Origin of the sequence: Micromonospora lupini (assembly GCF_026342015.1) — a bacterium.
Taxonomy (GTDB): Bacteria; Actinomycetota; Actinomycetes; order Mycobacteriales; family Micromonosporaceae; genus Micromonospora; species Micromonospora lupini_B.
In genome coordinates this window covers 1098483-1116051 of record NZ_JAPENL010000003.1, presented here as the reverse complement: position 1 = coordinate 1116051, position 17569 = coordinate 1098483, and the positions used below count along the sequence as shown (strand labels likewise).

Annotated in this window: 13 protein-coding genes; 7 read left to right on the top strand and 6 right to left on the bottom strand. The window is 73.1% G+C overall.

Going from position 1 to position 17569, the window contains the following annotated elements; translation table 11 throughout:
• Positions 1-4: 4 nt before the first annotated feature.
• Positions 5-1177: a flavodoxin-dependent (E)-4-hydroxy-3-methylbut-2-enyl-diphosphate synthase gene (ispG, locus tag OOJ91_RS33095; protein ID WP_266251291.1), complete on the top strand. Its 1173-nt coding sequence runs from the start codon at positions 5-7 to the stop codon at positions 1175-1177.
• 70 nt (positions 1178-1247) lie between these two features.
• Here the strand turns inward: ispG and OOJ91_RS33090 are convergent, their stop codons facing one another.
• Entirely contained in the window at positions 1248-1838 is a 591-nt protein-coding gene (locus tag OOJ91_RS33090) for a PadR family transcriptional regulator (RefSeq protein ID WP_266251289.1), read from the bottom strand.
• Positions 1839-1990: 152 nt separating this feature from the next.
• Between OOJ91_RS33090 and OOJ91_RS33085 the strand changes: the two genes are divergently transcribed.
• Positions 1991-2830 (top strand): GNAT family N-acetyltransferase, encoded by an 840-nt coding sequence (locus tag OOJ91_RS33085; protein ID WP_266251287.1) that lies wholly within the window; start codon positions 1991-1993, stop codon positions 2828-2830.
• 193 nt (positions 2831-3023) lie between these two features.
• Here the strand turns inward: OOJ91_RS33085 and OOJ91_RS33080 are convergent, their stop codons facing one another.
• Positions 3024-3584 (bottom strand): hypothetical protein, encoded by a 561-nt coding sequence (locus OOJ91_RS33080; RefSeq protein WP_266251286.1) that lies wholly within the window; start codon positions 3582-3584, stop codon positions 3024-3026.
• 684 nt (positions 3585-4268) lie between these two features.
• On the opposite strand from OOJ91_RS33080, the gene OOJ91_RS33075 reads away from it, so the two are divergent.
• On the top strand, positions 4269-7883 hold the full coding sequence (locus OOJ91_RS33075) for an ATP-binding cassette domain-containing protein (protein ID WP_266251285.1): 3615 nt from the start codon (positions 4269-4271) through the stop codon (positions 7881-7883).
• A gap of 45 nt (positions 7884-7928) precedes the next feature.
• Here the strand turns inward: OOJ91_RS33075 and OOJ91_RS33070 are convergent, their stop codons facing one another.
• The 4 genes from OOJ91_RS33070 to OOJ91_RS33055 form a co-directional block, all read right to left on the bottom strand.
• Positions 7929-8996: an NADH:flavin oxidoreductase/NADH oxidase gene (locus OOJ91_RS33070; protein ID WP_266251284.1), complete on the bottom strand. Its 1068-nt coding sequence runs from the start codon at positions 8994-8996 to the stop codon at positions 7929-7931.
• A gap of 66 nt (positions 8997-9062) precedes the next feature.
• On the bottom strand, positions 9063-10355 hold the full coding sequence (locus OOJ91_RS33065) for a dicarboxylate/amino acid:cation symporter (RefSeq protein WP_266251559.1): 1293 nt from the start codon (positions 10353-10355) through the stop codon (positions 9063-9065).
• 197 nt (positions 10356-10552) lie between these two features.
• Positions 10553-11221, bottom strand: coding sequence for a DUF998 domain-containing protein (locus OOJ91_RS33060; protein WP_266251283.1), 669 nt, complete (start codon positions 11219-11221; stop codon positions 10553-10555).
• Complete coding sequence (locus tag OOJ91_RS33055; RefSeq protein WP_266251282.1) at positions 11214-12179, bottom strand: glutathione S-transferase family protein; 966 nt, start codon at positions 12177-12179, stop codon at positions 11214-11216. Before OOJ91_RS33055 ends, OOJ91_RS33060 begins: the two co-directional genes overlap by 8 nt.
• 107 nt (positions 12180-12286) lie before the next feature.
• On the opposite strand from OOJ91_RS33055, the gene pcaF reads away from it, so the two are divergent.
• The 4 genes from pcaF (at position 12287) to OOJ91_RS33035 (ending at position 17177) form a co-directional block, all read left to right on the top strand.
• A complete protein-coding gene (gene pcaF, locus OOJ91_RS33050; protein WP_266251281.1) occupies positions 12287-13492 on the top strand; it encodes a 3-oxoadipyl-CoA thiolase in 1206 nt (401 codons plus the stop codon).
• Positions 13493-13646: 154 nt separating this feature from the next.
• Positions 13647-14459, top strand: a complete 813-nt coding sequence (locus OOJ91_RS33045) for an SAM-dependent methyltransferase (RefSeq protein WP_266251280.1) — start codon at positions 13647-13649, stop codon at positions 14457-14459.
• A gap of 5 nt (positions 14460-14464) precedes the next feature.
• On the top strand, positions 14465-16630 hold the full coding sequence (locus OOJ91_RS33040; RefSeq protein ID WP_266251278.1) for a putative bifunctional diguanylate cyclase/phosphodiesterase: 2166 nt from the start codon (positions 14465-14467) through the stop codon (positions 16628-16630).
• A gap of 46 nt (positions 16631-16676) precedes the next feature.
• Positions 16677-17177: a DUF456 domain-containing protein gene (locus OOJ91_RS33035; protein WP_266251276.1), complete on the top strand. Its 501-nt coding sequence runs from the start codon at positions 16677-16679 to the stop codon at positions 17175-17177.
• Positions 17178-17569: the final 392 nt, after the last annotated feature.

The following is a 17569-nucleotide window of genomic DNA, read 5'->3' as shown; positions in this document are numbered from 1 at the left end:
TGAAGTGACAGCTATCAGTCTCGGTATGCCCGCCGTGCCGCCCCCGTCGCTCGCACCCCGCCGGGCCAGCCGCCAGATCATGGTCGGTTCGGTGCCCGTCGGCGGCGGCGCGCCGGTGTCCGTGCAGTCGATGACCACGACCCTCACCTCCGACATCAACGCGACCCTCCAGCAGATCGCCGAGCTGACCGCGTCCGGCTGCCAGATCGTCCGGGTGGCCGTGCCGTCCCAGGACGACGTCGAGGCGCTGCCCGCGATCGCCAAGAAGTCGCAGATCCCGGTGATCGCCGACATCCACTTCCAACCCAAGTACGTCTTCGCCGCGATCGACGCCGGCTGCGCGGCCGTCCGGGTCAACCCGGGCAACATCCGCCAGTTCGACGACAAGGTCAAGGAGATCGCCCGTGCCGCGGGGGCGGCGGGGGTGCCGATCCGGATCGGCGTCAACGCCGGCTCGCTGGACAAGCGGCTGCTGAGCAAGTACGGCAAGGCCACCGCCGAGGCGCTCGTCGAGTCGGCGCTGTGGGAGTGCTCGCTGTTCGAGGAGCACGGCTTCCGCGACATCAAGATCTCGGTCAAGCACAACGACCCGGTCGTGATGATCCGCGCGTACCGGCAGCTCGCCGAGCAGTGCGACTACCCGCTGCACCTCGGCGTCACCGAGGCCGGGCCGGCGTTCCAGGGCACGATCAAGTCGGCTGTCGCCTTCGGCGCCCTGCTCGCCGAGGGCATCGGCGACACCATCCGAGTGTCGCTGTCCGCCCCGCCGGTCGAGGAGATCAAGGTCGGCAACCAGATCCTGGAGTCGCTCGGCCTGCGCGAGCGCGGCTTGGAGATCGTCTCCTGCCCGTCCTGCGGACGGGCCCAGGTAGACGTCTACAAGCTCGCCGAGGAGGTCACCGCCGGCCTGGAAGGGCTGCCGGTGCCGCTGCGGGTCGCCGTCATGGGCTGCGTCGTCAACGGTCCGGGCGAGGCCCGCGAGGCCGACCTCGGCGTCGCCTCCGGCAACGGCAAGGGCCAGATCTTCGTCAAGGGCCAGGTCGTCAAGACGGTGCCCGAAGCGCAGATCGTGGAGACGCTCATCGAGGAGGCGCTGCGCATCGCCGACGAGATGGGCGCCGAGCTGCCCGAGGAGCTGCGTGGGCTGGTCACCGGCCCGACCGTCACCGTGCACTGATTCTCCATCCGGAAAAGCGGCCGTTCCCCGCACGGGGAACGGCCGCTTTCGTCTGTGCCGGCGTCGCGCGTCACTCGGATTCGGCGAGGATCGCGTACAGCTTGCGCCGGGTCTCGTCGAGCACCTGGGCGGCCCGCTCACGCTGGTCGTCGGTGCCGTTCATCATGACCTGACGCAGGGCGTTCATCGCCTGCGCGCCGGAGTCGCGGATGTCGTGCCAGCTGCTCACGGTGCCCTGGGCGACGTCCGCCCACGGCGGGGTCTCCGCGGCCGCGGTGGCCTCCGCCTGACCGGCCTCGGTGACGGTGAACCGCTTGCGTCCACCGCCGGCCTCCTCGGTGCTGGCGGCGATCACACCCTCGTCCTCCAGGAGTTGGAGGGTGGGGTAGATCGAACCCGGGCTCGGCCGCCAGGCGCCCCCGGTGCGGGAGTCGATCTCCTGGATCATCTCGTAGCCGTGCATCGGCCGCTCGGTGAGCAGGGCCAACACCGCGCCCCGGACGTTGGGGCGTCGGCCCCTGCCTCGTCCGCGACCGCGTCCGCCCCAGGGGCCGCCGTGTTCGTGACCGTGCGGGCCATGGGGGCCGGGCGGGACCGGCGGGAAGCCGAACCCACGCATCCGGGCCTCGTGCATCGGGTGGTGCTGTCGTTGGAACCTCATGGGGTTCTCCCTCTCTGCGTACTGTCGCTGATGCATCAACGATATATCGGCAATGCATCGTCGACAAGTCTTCCCGTCAAGTTCTCGGCCGACCTCGGCGGGCTCGCCACTCGGCCGGCGGGGCGGGGGGTCGATCTGGCAGGCTGATAGACGTGCTGACGGTGCCGGTACGGCAACTGGGGGAATCGGAGCGCCGCGCGGTCGAGCGCCTGCTCGACCGTGACCCGTTCGCGGGCGCGCAGGTCGCCGAGCGCATCGCCGCGCGCGGGCTCTCGTGGTGGAGGGCCGAAGGACGGATCCTGGGGTACGGCGCCCGGCGCAACCTCGAATCGCTGTGCTGGCTCGGCGGCAACCTGACACCTGTGCTCGCCACCGACGCCGCCGTGTCCGCCTTCGCCGACCTGCTCGCGGGGGAGGAGCGGCTCTGCTCCTCAATCGTCGGCCGCGCCGACGCCGTCCTCGGCCTCTGGGACCGGCTCTCCGGCACGTGGGGGCCCGCCCGCGACGTCCGCCCCAACCAGCCGCTGCTGGCCACCGACACGATGCCGGCCGTACCGGCCGACCCAGAGGTACGCCGCGTCCGCTCCGGCGAGGTCGACAGGCTCTTTCCGGCGGCCGTCGCCATGTACACCGAGGAGGTCGGCGTCTCCCCACTCGCCGAGGACGCCGGCCGCAGCTACCGCCGCAGGGTCAACGACCTGGTCCGCGCCGGCCGCGCGTACGCCCGGATCGTCGACGGCAAGGTCGTGTTCAAGGCCGAACTGGCCGTCGTGACCAAACGGACCGCCCAGGTCCAGGGCGTCTGGGTCGCGCCGGAGTGGAGAGGCCGCGGCATCGCCGCCGCCGCCATGGCCGCCGTCGTACGTGACGCGCTGCTCCGGGTGGCCCCCACTGTCAGCCTGTACGTCAACGACTTCAACCTGCCGGCCCGCCGGGTGTACGAGCGCTGCGGCTTCCAGCCGGTCGGCACGCTCGCCACTGTCCTCTTCTGACTCCTCCGGCACCGTACCGACGGCAACGCGTCGAGCCGGACCCGTGGTTGCGGGCTCCAGATCTTGGATTACTCGACGGGGCAGCTCGGTGTCCCCGGCTTGGGGTGGCCGCCGGGTCGGGCTGGGCTGGGTGTGCCGCTGGCCGGCATCCCGGGTTCGGGATGCCGGCCAGTCGGTCGGGTCGTGCGGTGGGTCAGCTGTTCCAGTGCTGGGTGACGAGGTCGGTGGCCTGCTGCTCCCACTGGGCGTACGCGTCGGGGTAGGCGGAGACCTGGACGGTCTGCGCGGCGTCGGTCAGGGGCATGTCCTGCCAGCCGTCGATCTGACGCAGGCCCTTGAGGAACGCGGTGGTGGAGTACTCGGGGTTGGTGATCTGCTCGGGGGTGCCCCAACCACTGGAGGGGCGCTGCTGGAACAGGCCCAGCGAGTCGTGGTCGTTGGCGTCGCCGAGGTGGCCGAGGTTGTCGAGCTTCGACTCCTGCAGGCTCGTCGCGATGGAGATGACCGCGGCGCGTTCGGGCAGGCCGGCCTTCTTCGTGGCGGCGATGATCGCCTTGGCGTTGGCCGTCTGCTCACCGTTGAGGGTGATGTGCGACTGGTCGCCCTGCGGCTTCGGCGCGCTGGTCTGCACGGCGACGGCGACCGGCTTGGCGTCGACGGGGTTGGCGTGGGCGGCGATCGGGCCGGCGAAGACACCACCGGCGAACGCGAGACCAGCAACGGACAGCATGCTCTTACGGAAGATCGTGTTCATCAGGGGTAGCTCCTTCGGGGGTAGGAACACCCACGCGACCGATGGGGGTCGGCACGGCGGGGTGTGAGCACCTCGTCCGGCGCTGCAGATTCAAAAGGGGGGAAAGTCTCAGGGTCGGCGGCCTGCGAGCGGGGGCTCGTGGCGCCGGGACCGGATGTAACGACCGTCGGGCCGGGGTGATTCCCGGGGGCGAGCCCAACGGCGGGGACCGGATCAGGTCTGCGCGCCGGGCGGGCTCACGGTGGTTCGGGGGTCTGCAACGACCCGGCCGGGCCGGCCATTCCCACCCCCATGACGGGGGCGTGGCGCGGGCGGGTGGCCGTGGTCCTGCGATCGTCAGGGTGTGTAACGACCCCCGGCCCGCCACGATTCCGGCCCACGGATGCACCCGGTCACACCCGACCGGCCCACAGAAACGGGCATTGCGCCCAGACCGGCCTTCGGTGCCCATCGAAGCGGGCATGCGGGAAGTGATCGACACGAGTTCCCTGATATGGGGGTATCCGGGGCACCGGGACACCCCGACATCACCGATCTCGTGTCGATCATGCTGGTGCTCGGCAACGGGCGCCGGGTCACCAAGACCTGATCGCAAGCCCTGCTCAGGGCGGGTAAATCGGTTGAGTCGACGGGGCTGCTGCCGGCACGCTGGGTGTTCCGCCACCCACGTCCGGAGGAACTCCGATGCGCCTGCTCCGTGATCTGTGGGGCACCTCGCCGCGCCGTCTGACGTTCGTGGCCGTTCTGATCGTGCTGGGTGCCGCCGGTCAGGCGGGCGCGTCGGCGCTCGCCGGCGCGGTGCTGGTCCACAGGTCGACAGGCGCCTTCGCGGTCCTGGCCGCGGCGCTGGCCGCCGTCGTGCTCAGCGACCTCGTGGTGAGCCTGTTGATGGCCGGGCTGACCGCCGACTGGTCCGCGGACGTGCGTCGGCGACTCTGCCGGGTTGCGCTCGGGCAGGATCTCCCCAGCCTGGAGACCACCCCGGTGGGCGAGCTGCTCGACCGCATCGACGGGGACGTCTACCAGGTGGCGTCGGCGGTTCGTAACCAGGGTTCGCGCCTCGCCCAGGGGCTCTGCGTCGGCCTGCTGTCGATTGTTGTCGCGGTGGCCGTCTGGTGGCCCGCCGGGATGGCGATGCTCTTACTCACGGTGCTGCTCGGGCTGGGGTTGCGCCGGCCCACGGCGCGGATCGGCCCCGCCCGGATGGTCGAGGAGGAGGCATGGTCGGACCTGGCCGCCGTGATGGAGGAGGCGGTGCACGGGCAGGACGACGTGCGGACCAGCCTGGCCCAGCCGTACGTGCTGCGGCTGTACGCACGGCGGGCCGCCGCCGTGCTGTCCCGCGGCCACCGGGTCTGGGTGCTGTCCGCCCGGGTGGCGACGGTCGCCACCGCGACGATCCGGGCCGGCGTCGGCGTGGTGGTGCTCGGCGGGGCCTGGGCCCTGGCCACCGACCGGGTCGACGCCGCCCGGCTCACCGCGATCTGGCTGCTCGCCCTGGCCTTCGGGGCCACCGCCGAACACGTCAGCCGGATGGTGCCCGAGCTGCAGGAGGCCCTCGGCGCGTGGGCCCGGGTGCAGTTGCTCCAGAAGTCACGGCAGGAGCCCGTCGGCGGGGCCAGTCCGGCCGAGGGGGACCTGCGCATCCGGGACCTGACATTCGGGTACGAGGTGAGCGGCCCGGAGAGCGGGCGAGGGCCGGCGCTGTGCGGACTCAGCCTGACCTTCGCGCGCGGCCGGTCGTACGCCCTGATCGGGCGGACCGGATCGGGCAAGTCGACACTGGCGAAGGTGCTCACGAGGGCCGTGGACGTGCCGCCGGGCACCGTGTTCCTCGGCGGCACGGACCTGTGTGACCTCGACGTCGAAGAGCTGCGCCGCTGGGTGGCGCTGGTGCCGCAGCGCACCGAGATCCTGGCCGGCACGCTCGCGGAGAACGTCGCGCTCTACGACCCGGAGCTGCTCGACGCCGCCGCCCGGGCGCTTGACGAACTGGGCCTGGCCGGCTGGATCGCCGAGCTGCCCGACGGGTTGGCCACCCGGCTGGGGGAGGGTGGGCACGTGCTCTCCGCCGGTCAGGAGCAGTTGGTGGCGTTCGCCCGGATCCTGGTGCGTGACCCGCACGTGGTGATCCTGGACGAGGCCACCGCCCGGCTGGACCCGGTGACCGAGGCGCGGGTGCAGCGGGCCACCGAACGGCTGCTGCGCGACCGGATCGGCATCGTCATCGCCCACCGGCTCTCCTCGGTACGCCGCTGCGACGAGGTGGTGGTGCTGGCCGACGGCGCAGTGGTCGAGGCCGGCCCGCTGGAGACGTCGACACGTTTCGCCGAGCTGCTGGCGACCAGTCACGCCGCCGTGTACGCCGGTGGGACGTCGTCGTCCCGGTCCGGCGGCGGCACCGACCTGCTGACCGGCCCGGACAGCGCCGGCACCGACCTGTTGACCGACAGCGCCGGGACTGGCCCGGACACCGCCGGGACCGGCCGGGACAGCGCCGGGACTGGCCGGGACGCCGCCGGGACTGGCCGGGGCGTCCCTGGCGCCGGCCCGGACGCCGCCGGGACCTGGCCGACCGCCGGCCCGGCGGTGCGGGCCGAGCCGCCGCCGTTGCCACCGACCCCGCCGGCCCGTACGTTCCGGGAGATCATCCGGCTCTGCACCAACGACCCCCGGTACGGAGCGGCGGCGATGGCCCTGTTCCTCGGGCTCAGCCTGCTCGGGCTGGACGGCCCGCTGTTGCCGTGGCTCTGGGCCGACCTGGTCGACGGGACCGGCAGCCCGTACCTGCCGGCGCTCGGCATCGTGGCCGGGCTGCTTGTCACCCTGCCGCTGCCGTACTACACGCACGTCTGGTTCCCGCACTGGTGGGTGCGGCAGATGCTGCGGATCGGCCTGCGTCTGGTGCACGGTCAGACCGGCCCGCGCCGGGTCAGCTCGCACACCCCGGCAGAGGTGGTGGCGCAGGGCGGTGACACCGAGCGCGTGGTGCAGCTCGCCGACAACGTGCTCGACCAGTCGGTCGCGCTGGTCCTGGTGGTCGCCATGACTGCGGTCACCGGCAGCGTCGTGCCGGGGCTGTTCTTCCTCGGCACGATGGTCGTCTCCGGGTTGGCCGCGACGCTGTTCGGCCCGAGGCTTGAGCGTGCGGCACGGGCGACAGTGACGGCGCGGGCGGCGTTCGCCACCGCCCTGGTCTCCGCGCTCTCCGCGGCGCGCACGGTGAAGCTCGCCGGCGCGACTGCGGCGGTGCTGCGTCACCTGGCCGACCTGGACGCGCTGCGCAGCGACAGGCAGCGACGGGAGATCTCGGTGCAGGTGTGGTCGCGGTCGACGCCGTCGGTGGCCAGTGGCCTGCTGCCGATCGGCGCGTGGGCGCTCTACCTGGGCGGCGAGTTGTCGGCCGGTGCGGTGCTGGTGGCCGTCTCCACGCTGGGCGCGGCCCGGTGGTTCGCCTGGACCACCGCGTCGTTGATCTCCCAGCTTCCGTCGGCGCGGGTGTGGACCCGGCGGACGGTGGCGATGACTGGCGTGGGCGCGTACACGGCGGCGGTGCCGGCCGTCGACCTGGCCGGCGGGACGGCGCCCGCGCCGACGTCGTCGCCGCGGCACCCGCTGCGCCGGTTGGAGCTGCGCCGGTTCTCGGTGGTGCACTCCGACGGCACGCTCGCCGTCCGGGACGTGGACCTGACGGTGCAGCGCGGGCAGTTGGTGCTTGTCGTCGGGCCGGTCGGGTCGGGCAAGTCCTCGCTGCTGCGGGCGCTGGCCGGCATCGTGCACCACACCGGCGAGCTGTCCTGGAACGGCGATCCGGTCACCGAGCCCGAGCTGTTCCTGCGCCCCAACCAGGTCGGTTACGTCGGCCAGTTGCCCCGGGTGCTGTCCGGCACGGTGGCCGACAACATCGCGCTCGGCCACCAGGTGGACGCGGCCGGCGCGGTCAGCACCGCCCAGCTCGACCACGACCTGGCCGCCGCCGGCGGTGGGCTGGGTCTGCTCATCGGGCACAAGGGCACCAGGCTCTCCGGCGGCCAGCTACAGCGGCTGGCGCTGGCCCGGGCGCTGGCGCCGCGTACCGAACTGCTTGTCGCCGACGACGTGTCGTCGGCGCTGGACGTCACCACCGAGTTGGCGCTGTGGCGGGCGCTGCGGGCGCACGGGGTGACAGTGGTCGGGTCGACAGCGAAGCGGGCCGCGCTCGTCCGCGCCGACCACGTGGTGGTGTTGCACGCCGGGACGGTGGCGGCGCAGGGCACGTGGCGGGAGCTGGAGGGCGACTGGTCGCACCTGGCCGGCTGACGGTCGGGCGGCTGCCGGCGACGGCAGCCGCCCGACCGGCGCGGATCACCAGGCGCGGGCGTACTGGGCGGGTCCGGTGTACGCGACGCCGAGCTTCGCGGCGGCGCGGCGCGGCCAGTACGGGTCGCGCAGCAGTTCCCGGCCGAGCAGCACCAGGTCGGCCTCGCCGCTGGCGACGATCTGCTCGGCGTGCTCCGGCTCGACGATCAGGCCGACCGCGCCTGTCGGCACGCCCGCCTCGCGGCGGATCTGGGCGGCAAGCGGCACCTGGTAGCCGGGGCCGAGCGTGATGCGCTGGCCGGTGCTGACACCGCCGGAGGAGGCGTCGACCAGGTCGACGCCGACGCCGGCCAGCTCACCGGCGAGGACCACGCTGTCCTCGACAGTCCAGCCGCCCTCCACCCAGTCGGTGGCGGAGATCCGGGTGAGCACCGGCACGCTCTCGCCGACGGCGGCGCGCACCGCGCGGGCGACCTCCAGGGTGAGCCGCATCCGGGAGGCCCGGTCGCCGCCGTAGGCGTCGGTGCGGTGGTTGGTGAGCGGCGACAGGAACTCGTTGAGCAGGTACCCGTGCGCGGCGTGGATCTCCACGGCGGCGAAACCGGCGGCGAGGGCCCGCTCGGCGCCGGCGGCGAACGCGTCGACCACGCCGGCGATGCCCGCCGCGTCGAGAGCGGTCGGCGTCCGGTAGCCGGGAGTGAACGGCTCGGACCCGGGGGCGACTGGCGTCCAGCCGCCCTCGGCGTCGGGCACACCGCCGCGCTCCGCCGCCCACGGCCGGTAGGTGGAGGCCTTGAACCCGGCGTGCGCGAGCTGGACGGCAGGTACGGCGCCGTGGGCGGCGACGAACGCGGTCACCGGTCGCCAGGCGTCCACGTGCGCGTCGGACCACAGTCCGGTGTCCTGCGGAGAGATCCGACCCTCGGGGGTTACGGCTGTCGCCTCGGTCAGCACCAGGCCGGCCCCGCCGACGGCGCGGGTGCCGAGGTGGGTGAGGTGCCAGTCGGTGGGCAGGCCGTCGGGGCCGGCCGAGTACTGGCACATCGGCGCCATCGCGATCCGGTTGGGCAGTGTGACCCCGCGCAGGGCCAGGGGAGTGAACAGGGAACTCATGGGGTCATCCTCTCCGAGACGGCGACGGGCCCCGGGGAGAGGGCCCGTCGCCGTGCGGTGATCTGGTCAGGCAGGGACGGGACTGAGCTCGGGCCGGGTGTCGGCGACCGGGTCCGGATCGACGAGATCCCGGCGGCCCGCGGACTCGTACGCGGCCCGGTCGAGGGTGCCCTCACGGGCGGCGACCACTGTCGGCACGAGGGCCTGCCCGGCCACGTTCGTGGCGGTGCGGATCATGTCCAGGATCGGGTCGATGGCGAGCAGCAGGCCGGCGCCGGCCAGCGGCAGACCCAGCGTGCTGAGGGTCAGGGTGAGCATGACGATCGCGCCGGTCAGGCCGGCGGTGGCCGCCGAGCCGACCACCGAGACGAAGGCGATCAGCAGGTAGTCGCCGACGCCGAGGTGCACGCCGAACACCTGCGCCACGAAGATCGCGGCGAGGGCCGGGTAGATGGCGGCGCAGCCGTCCATCTTCGTGGTGGCGCCGAAGGGCACCGCGAACGAGGCGTACTCGCGGGGCACACCGAGTCGCTCGACGGAGCGCTGGGTCACCGGCATGGTGCCGACCGAGGAGCGGGACACGAAGCCCAGCTCGATGGCCGGCCAGGCGCCGGCGAAGAAGCGCAGCGGGTTGAGCCGGCCGGCGAGGACCAGCACCAGCGGGTAGACCACGAACAGCACGATGGCGCAGCCGACGTAGACGGCTGTGGTGAACTTCGCGAGGGGGGCCAGCAGGTCCCAGCCGTACGAGGCGACGGCGTTGCCGATCAGGCCGAGGGTGCCGATCGGTGCGAGCCGGATGACCCACCACAGGGCCTTCTGCACGATTTCCAGCAGCGAGCGGTTGAGCGCCACGAACGGCTCGGCGGCCTCGCCGACCAGCAGGGCCGCGGCGCCGATGACCACGGCGAGGAAGACGATCTGCAGGACGTTGCCCTCGACGAACGCGCCGACCGGGTTGGTGGGCACGATGCCGGTGAGGAAGTCGGTCCAGGAGCCGGTCTTCTTCGGCGCCGCGGCGCCACCCAGGTCGAGGGTCACGCCCCGGCCCGGGTCGACGAGCAGGCCGAGGCCGATGCCGATGCTCACGGCGATCAGCGCGGTGATGCCGAACCACATCAGGGTCTTCAGCGCGAGCCGGGCGGCGTTGGCCACGCCACGCAGGCTGACCACGCTGACCACGATTGCGGTGAAGACCAGCGGCGGCACGGCCAGCTTGAGTAGCTGGACGAAGAGGGAGCCGATGGTGTGCAGGGTGCTGGTAAGCCAACTCAGGTCGTTGCTGCGGGCAACGAAGCCGAGCGCGACGCCGAGCACGAGGCCGAGGAGGATCTGCACGGAGAACGGAATTTTGCGCAGGCCGAAGGGCATGACGTATCCAATTGTCTGGTCTGGTCGGGGTAGGCGCGTGGAGGGCGGCTACGCCGGACAGATGCCGCTGGCCTGCAGTCGGAGATCGACATACAGGCGGACGGTGAGGCCCCAGACATTTGTCATCGTCAGCCGACGATACGCCAATCGGCGCCACCTGCAAGGCGCGCTTGTCGTGACGCTCCTTACAAGCCCCGTCGGCCGCGGGTCAGGGCCAGTGCCGTACCGGTGGCCACGCCCCACAGCGCCGCGAGCCCGAGGACCAACCGCTCCACCACGCCGACCAGGGCGCCCCGGCCGACCACAAGCATGGCCACCCCGACCGTCGCGCACAGCGGCAGGGCGAGCACGGCCGTGCCGGCCGCCAACCGGCGGACCATCGCCCCGGCCGGCCCGGACACGGCCAGCGCGACCATGGCGAGGACCACAGCCGCAGTCGCCGCGATGCTCGCGCCCCCGTGCACCAGGTCGGCCACCGTGGTCCGCTCGAACGGCGGCAGCGGGCAGCCGGCGGAGCAGGTCACCGCCCCGGACACCGCGGTGAGGACCGCGCCGGTGGCCAGCAGCGCCGGCGCCACCCGCACCCCCGGGGGCAGCGCCGCGGCGACCAGCAGCAACGCGCCGGCCAGGGCGAGAACCCCGATGCGGTACGCCACGGCGTGCGCGCTGCCGGCGATGCCCGCCTCGCTCACGTACCCGGTGAGACCCGGACCGGGACCGGCGACGACCGCGACCGTCACCGCGACCGCGCCGGCCACCGCGCAGCCGGCGGCGGCGGAACCGGCGACCCGGCGGGCGACGTCCCCGCGGGCTGCGGGCGCCGTCGCGGTGCCGGGCCGCCCCGGCTCAGCCACGCCCGTGCGGCGTCGTCCAACCGGACTCGTCGGGCCCCAGCGGCACGATGCCTGTCGGGTTGATCTCCCGGTGGGTGCCGTAGTAGTGCCGCTTGATGTGGTCGAAGTCCACCGTCTCGCCGAAGCCCGGGGTCTGGAACAGGTCCCGGGCGTACGCCCAGAGCACCGGCATCTCGGTCAGCTTGCTGCGGTTGCACTTGAAGTGCCCGTGGTACGCGGCGTCGAAGCGCACGAGCGTGGTGAACAGCCGCACGTCGGCCTCGGTGATCGCGTCGCCCAGCAGGTAGCGCTGCCCGGCCAGGCGTTCGGACAGCGCGTCCAGTCGGGCGAAGAGCGCCCGGAACGCCTCGTCGTACGCCTCCTGGGAGGTGGCGAACCCGCAGCGGTAGACGCCGTTGTTGACGTCGCGGTGGATCTCGTCCATCAGCGCGTCCATCTCCGGGCGCAGCGCGACCGGGTACAGGTCCGGTGCGCCGGGCGCGTGCAGGGACCGCCACTGCGTGGAGAGGTCGAGGGTGAGCTGTGGGTAGTCGTTGGTGACCACCCGGCCGGTGAGCGTGTCGACGAGCGCCGGCACGGTCACCCGGCCGGTGTAGTCCGGGTCGGTGGCCAGGTACGCCTCGGAGAGGAAGCTGACACCGAGGACCGGGTCGAAGCCGTCCGGGTCGAGGGCGAACGCCCAGCCCCGCTCGTCCCGGATCGGGTCGACGGTGCCCAGCGAGATGGCGTCGTCAAGCCCGAGCAGACCGCGCACGATCCTCGCCCGGTGCGCCCACGGGCAGGCGCGGCACCAGATCAGCCGGTACCGGCCGGCCTCCAACGGCCACCGGTCCTGCTCGTCCGGACCGCCTCCGGGCGGGGAGGTCGAGTCGGCGGTGACCCGACCGGTGAAACGGTTGGGCTGGCGGACGAACGCGCCGCCGCCGCTGGTCTCTGCGCTGAACTGGGCCCGGGCCATGCCGCCAACCTATCCGCTGCGGGCGTGGATATCCTGACGGCTGGGGAGTCCCCTGCGACCCGGGTGGACGCCCGCACCCCGCCCTTCCCACCCCCGAAGGACTCGCGATGACCGTGGCATACCTGGTGGCCGGTGTCCGTACCCCCATCGGCCGGTACGCCGGCGCGCTGGCCGGCGTCCGCCCCGACGACCTGGCCGCGCACGTGATCCGCGAGCTGGTCGCCCGGCACCCGTCGGTGGACTGGGCCCGCGTCGACGACGTCGTGCTCGGCTGCGCCAACCAGGCCGGCGAGGACAACCGCAACGTGGCCCGGATGGCGGCGCTGCTCGCCGGCCTGCCCGAGGAGGTGCCGGGCAGCACCGTCAACCGGCTCTGCGGCTCCGGCCTGGACGCCCTCGCCACCGCCGCCCGGTCCATCGTGGCCGGCGAGGCGGACCTGGTGGTCGCCGGTGGGGTGGAGAGCATGAGCCGGGCGCCGTTCGTCGTGCCGAAGGCGACCTCGGCGTACTCCCGCGCTGCGGAGATGTACGACACGACCCTCGGCTGGCGGCTGGTCAACCCGCTCATGCGCGACGGGTGGGGGGTCGACTCGATGCCGGAGACGGCGGAGAACGTGGCCGCCGAGTACGGCGTCGATCGGGCCGAGCAGGACGCCTTCGCGTACCGCTCGCAGCAGCGCGCCGCCAAGGCGCAGGCCGACGGCCGGTTCGCCGAGGAGATCGTGGCGGTGTCCGTGTCGGCCGGTCGCCGGGAGACCCGACTCGTCGAGGTCGACGAGCACCCCCGGGAGACGACGCTTGCAAAGCTGGCAGCGCTGCCCACCCCGTTCCGCGACGGCGGCACGGTGACCGCCGGCAACTCCTCCGGTGTCAACGACGGCGCGGTCGCGCTCCTGGTCGCCAGCGAGGCGGCGGTGCAGCGGTACGGCCTCACCCCGCTGGCCCGCGTCGGCGGCGCGGCGACGGCCGGCGTACCGCCACGGATCATGGGAATCGGCCCGGTGCCGGCCACCCGCAAGCTGCTCGACCGGGTCGGCGTCGAGCTGGGCGCGGTGGACGTGATCGAGCTGAACGAGGCGTTCGCCGCGCAGTCCGTGGCGGTGCTGCGCGAGCTGGGGTTGCCCGTCGATGCCGAGCACGTCAACCCGAACGGTGGGGCCATCGCGCTCGGACACCCGCTGGGCGCCAGCGGCGCGCGGCTGGCGCTGACCGCCGCCCTGGAGCTGCGCCGTCGCGGCGGCCGACGGGCGCTCGCCACGATGTGCATCGGCGTCGGGCAGGGCATCTCGCTGCTGCTGGAGTCGGCCGCCTGAGCGCGGAAAGTTACATGAAGGGATCTCCCGTACGCGGGAGTCGGCGGCCTAGAGTGGTCCACACCACACGACCCGCGGGGTCGGCCGGCGGTCGCGCGTGCCCGTCGACGCCGGTGCCGCCCTTCGCGACGGCGACGAACTGGGGAGCACACCGATGCCGGACGCACTGCCGACCGAGATTGACCTGACCAGGCCGAGCGCCGCCCGGGTGTACGACTACTTCCTGGGCGGGGCGCACAACTTCGAGGTCGACAGGCAGTTGGCCGAGCAGATCGCCAGCATGACCCCGAATCTCGCGGCCACCATGCGCTCCGGTCGGGAGTTCCTGCGCCGGGCCGTCCGGGTGCTGCTCGACGCCGGCATCGACCAGTTCCTCGACATCGGCTCCGGCATTCCGACGGTGGGCAACGTGCACGAGGTGGCCCAGGCGGCGAACCCGAAGGCCCGCGTGGTCTACGTCGACATCGACCCGGTGGCCGTCGCGCACAGCCGTGAGCTGCTCGCCGGCAACGACCTGACCGGGGTGATCCACGCCGACCTGCGCGAGCCGGAGCGGATCCTCCAGGAGACCCGGCGGCTCGGGCTGATCGACCTCAGCCGACCGATGGGCATCCTGCTGGCCGGGGTGGTGCACTTCATCCCGGACGCCGACGGTCCCGAGGAGATCCTGTCCACCCTGCGGGCCGCCGCCGCGCCGGGCAGCTTCCTGGTCATCTCGCACTCGACCTTCGAGGACCAGCCGCAGGAGATGCTTGACGCCCAGCGCCTCTCCGCCCGCACCGCCACCGAGATCACCCTGCGCTCCCGCGCGCAGGTCACGGGCTTCTTCGGCGACTGGACCGTTCTGGAACCGGGCGTGGTGCACATGCCACTGTGGCGTCCCGACTCGCCGTCCGACGTGGACGAGCACCCCGAGCGGTTCGGCGCCTTCGGGGGCGTGGCCCGGTACGACCAGCCCGCCGGCTGATCGGAGTGGCCGCCGTCCCGGACCCCACCGGGGTCGACGTCGGCCGGGGCGGCGCCCAGGGCTACGCCGCCGACTGGGCCCGCGCCGTACGCCGGATCGGTTTCGTGCCGCTGAGCGCGGCCGAGACCGAGCGGCTGTTGCTGCTGCACACAGTCCGGTTGGCCCAGGTGGTGCGGGCCGATCCGTTCAGCGCCCGTCCCGCCGAGGAGGTCGGGCGGGCGTTGGTGGAGGCGCACCTGACCGAGCCTCGGGCGCTTGAGTGGTCGCTGCGCGCGCTCGGCGACGACTTCCCCGCTCGGGTCCTGCCGTCCGGCGACCGGCCGGCCGACCTGGGCGAGCGGATCGCGGCGGTGCAGGGCGGGCTGGCCGCCGGGTTCGCCCGCGCGTTGCGCGACCGCACCTTCAGCCAGCAGGAGCGCATCGCCCGCTCGGCCTGGCAGGCACGCGACGAGGTCGAGCAGGCGCTGCGCGACAGCGAGGCGCGGTTCCGGGCGGTCTTCACCGGCGCGGCGATCGGGATCGGCATCGCCGGGGTGGACGGCCAGATCATCGACGTCAACGCGGCGTTCGCCGCCATGCTCGGCTACTCGATCGAGGAGCTGTGCGAGATGAACGTGGCGGCGCTGTTCCACGCCGACGACGCCGCCGGCATGTGGGAGCTGTACCAGGAGCTGATCGAGGGCAAGCAGGACTCGGCCCGGGTGGAGAAGCGCTACCACCGCAAGGACGGCAGCATCGTCTGGACGGACCTGGCCGTCTCGTTGATCAGGTACGACGACGGACGACCCCGGTTCACCGTTGCCATGATCGAGGACATCACCGAGCGGTACGAGCTCCAGCAGCGGCTGCGCTTCCAGGCGCTGCACGACCCGCTGACCGGCCTGCCCAACCGGACGTTGTTCTTCGAGACGCTGGGCCGGGTCTTCGACACCGCCGGGCCCGGTCAGCGGGTCGGGGTGTGCTTCCTGGACCTGGACGGCTTCAAGGCGATCAACGACAGCCTCGGGCACGACCTCGGTGACCGGCTGTTGGTGGCGATCGGCAGGCGGCTCGCCGAGTGTGTGGCCGACCACGGCCACCTGGTCGCCCGGATGGGCGGCGACGAGTTCGTCATCCTCGTCGACGGCGGTGACGACGTCGACGACGCGGTGGCCGTGGCGGAGGCCGCGCTTGCCGCCGTCGCCGCCCCGGTGCACCTCGGCGACAAGCAGTTGGCGGTCTCGGCCAGCGTGGGCATCGTGGACTGCCCGGCCGCCGAGACCACCGCCTCGGAGCTGATGAAGGCCGCCGACACCACGCTCTACTGGGCCAAGGCGGCCGGTCGCGGCCGGTGGGCGGTGTACGACCCGGAGCGCAGCGCCCGCGACCTCGCCCGGTCGGCGCTTGTCGCCGGTCTGCCGGCAGCGCTGGACCGGGGCGAGTTCGTGCTGCACTACCAGCCGATCGTGTCGCTGCTGGAGGGCACGATGCTCGCGGTGGAGGCGCTGGTCCGCTGGGAGCACCCGGAGCTGGGTCTGATCGGCCCGGACCGGTTCATCGGCCTCGCCGAGGAGACCGGCCTGATCGTCCGGCTCGGCGAGTGGGTGCTGCGGCAGGCCTGCCACGACGCCGAACGCTGGCGGCGGGAGTTCCCCGACGCCCGGCTTGTGGTCAGCGTCAACCTGGCCGCCCGGCAGGCCGACGAGCCGACGATCGTCGCGACGGTGGCGGACGCGCTGGCCACCAGCGGCCTGCCGGCGGAGCTGTTGCAACTGGAGCTGACCGAGAGCGCCGTGATGGGCAGCGCCGGCGAGCCGCTGCGCAGCCTGCACCGACTCGCGGCGCTCGGCGTCCGGCTGGCGGTCGACGACTTCGGCACCGGATACTCCAACCTCGCGTACCTGCGGCGGCTGCCGATCCACTGCCTGAAGCTGGCCGGCCCCTTCGTCGAGGGCATCCGCGCCGACGGGACTGACGCGGTGGCGGACCACCGCGACGAGCGGATCGTCGACGCGTTGGTCCGGTTGGCGCACGCGCTGGAACTGTGGGTCACCGCCGAGGCGGTGGAGACCCCGGTGCAGGCCGAGCGGCTGCGGGCGTTGCGCTGTGACACCGGGCAGGGGCGGTACTTCGGCGCACCCGCGCCGGCCGAGGAGATCACCGCCCGGCTGGGCGGCGGTTCGGCGGCGTGAGCGGGGGATGCGTCCGGCCCGAACGGTGGCAACGGAAGGTGGCGCGGTGAGCCTGAACGACTCGCAGACGGTGGTGACTGTGGTGGCCGCGCTGGCCATCCTGGCCGGGCTGGCCGGTGTGGTGGTGCCCGGCCTGCCGGCGCTGCCGCTGTGCTGGGGTGGGGTGCTGGTCTGGGCGATCTTCGGCGGCGCCGGCCCGGGTGGCTGGGCGGTGTTCGCCGCCGCGACGCTTGTCGCGGTCGGGGGCATCGTCGTGAAGTACCTCTGGCCCGGGAGGAACCTCAAACGCACAGGCGTGCCGACGTGGTCGCTGCTGGCCGGGGGCGCGCTCGGCCTGGTCGGGTTCTTCGTGATCCCGGTGGTCGGTCTCGTGCTGGGCTTCGTGGCGGGAGTGTGGGCGGCGGAACGGCTGCGGCTGGGCAGCAACCGGCTCGCCTGGCCATCCACGGTGCAGGCGCTCAAGGCGGCCGGCCTGTCCATGCTTGTGGAGTTCCTGGCCGGCCTGACCATCGGCGCCCTCTGGGTTGGTGGCCTCCTCCTCACCTGAGCGGATCCGCGACGGGCCGGGTGCCCCGCCGTCTGACCGGGCACCTCGCCGCGGCTGTCGGCCTGGACGAGTGATTCCTGACCCCGGCGGGGGCGGTGGGCTCGGCCGAGGGCCGGCGGTGACCGAAGGAGCGGATGGACGTGCGGCTGCCATTCGCCCCGTTGCGGATCCACAGCGGCAGCGGCGACGCGAGGTACCCGTCGGATACGGCATTCCACCGTACGAGAGAGAGGTGGCGCCCCGCGCCGCCGCGGTGCCGGACGGTCCGAGCGCCCGGCGGTGGCCCGTCGCGATCGGGCCTGGTCACGGGGTCAAGCATGCGGGCGGGTCGGGCGGGCGGCAACGCAATTAGCCGGGACGGCGGTGAGATTCCCACCGGCATCGTATTGACC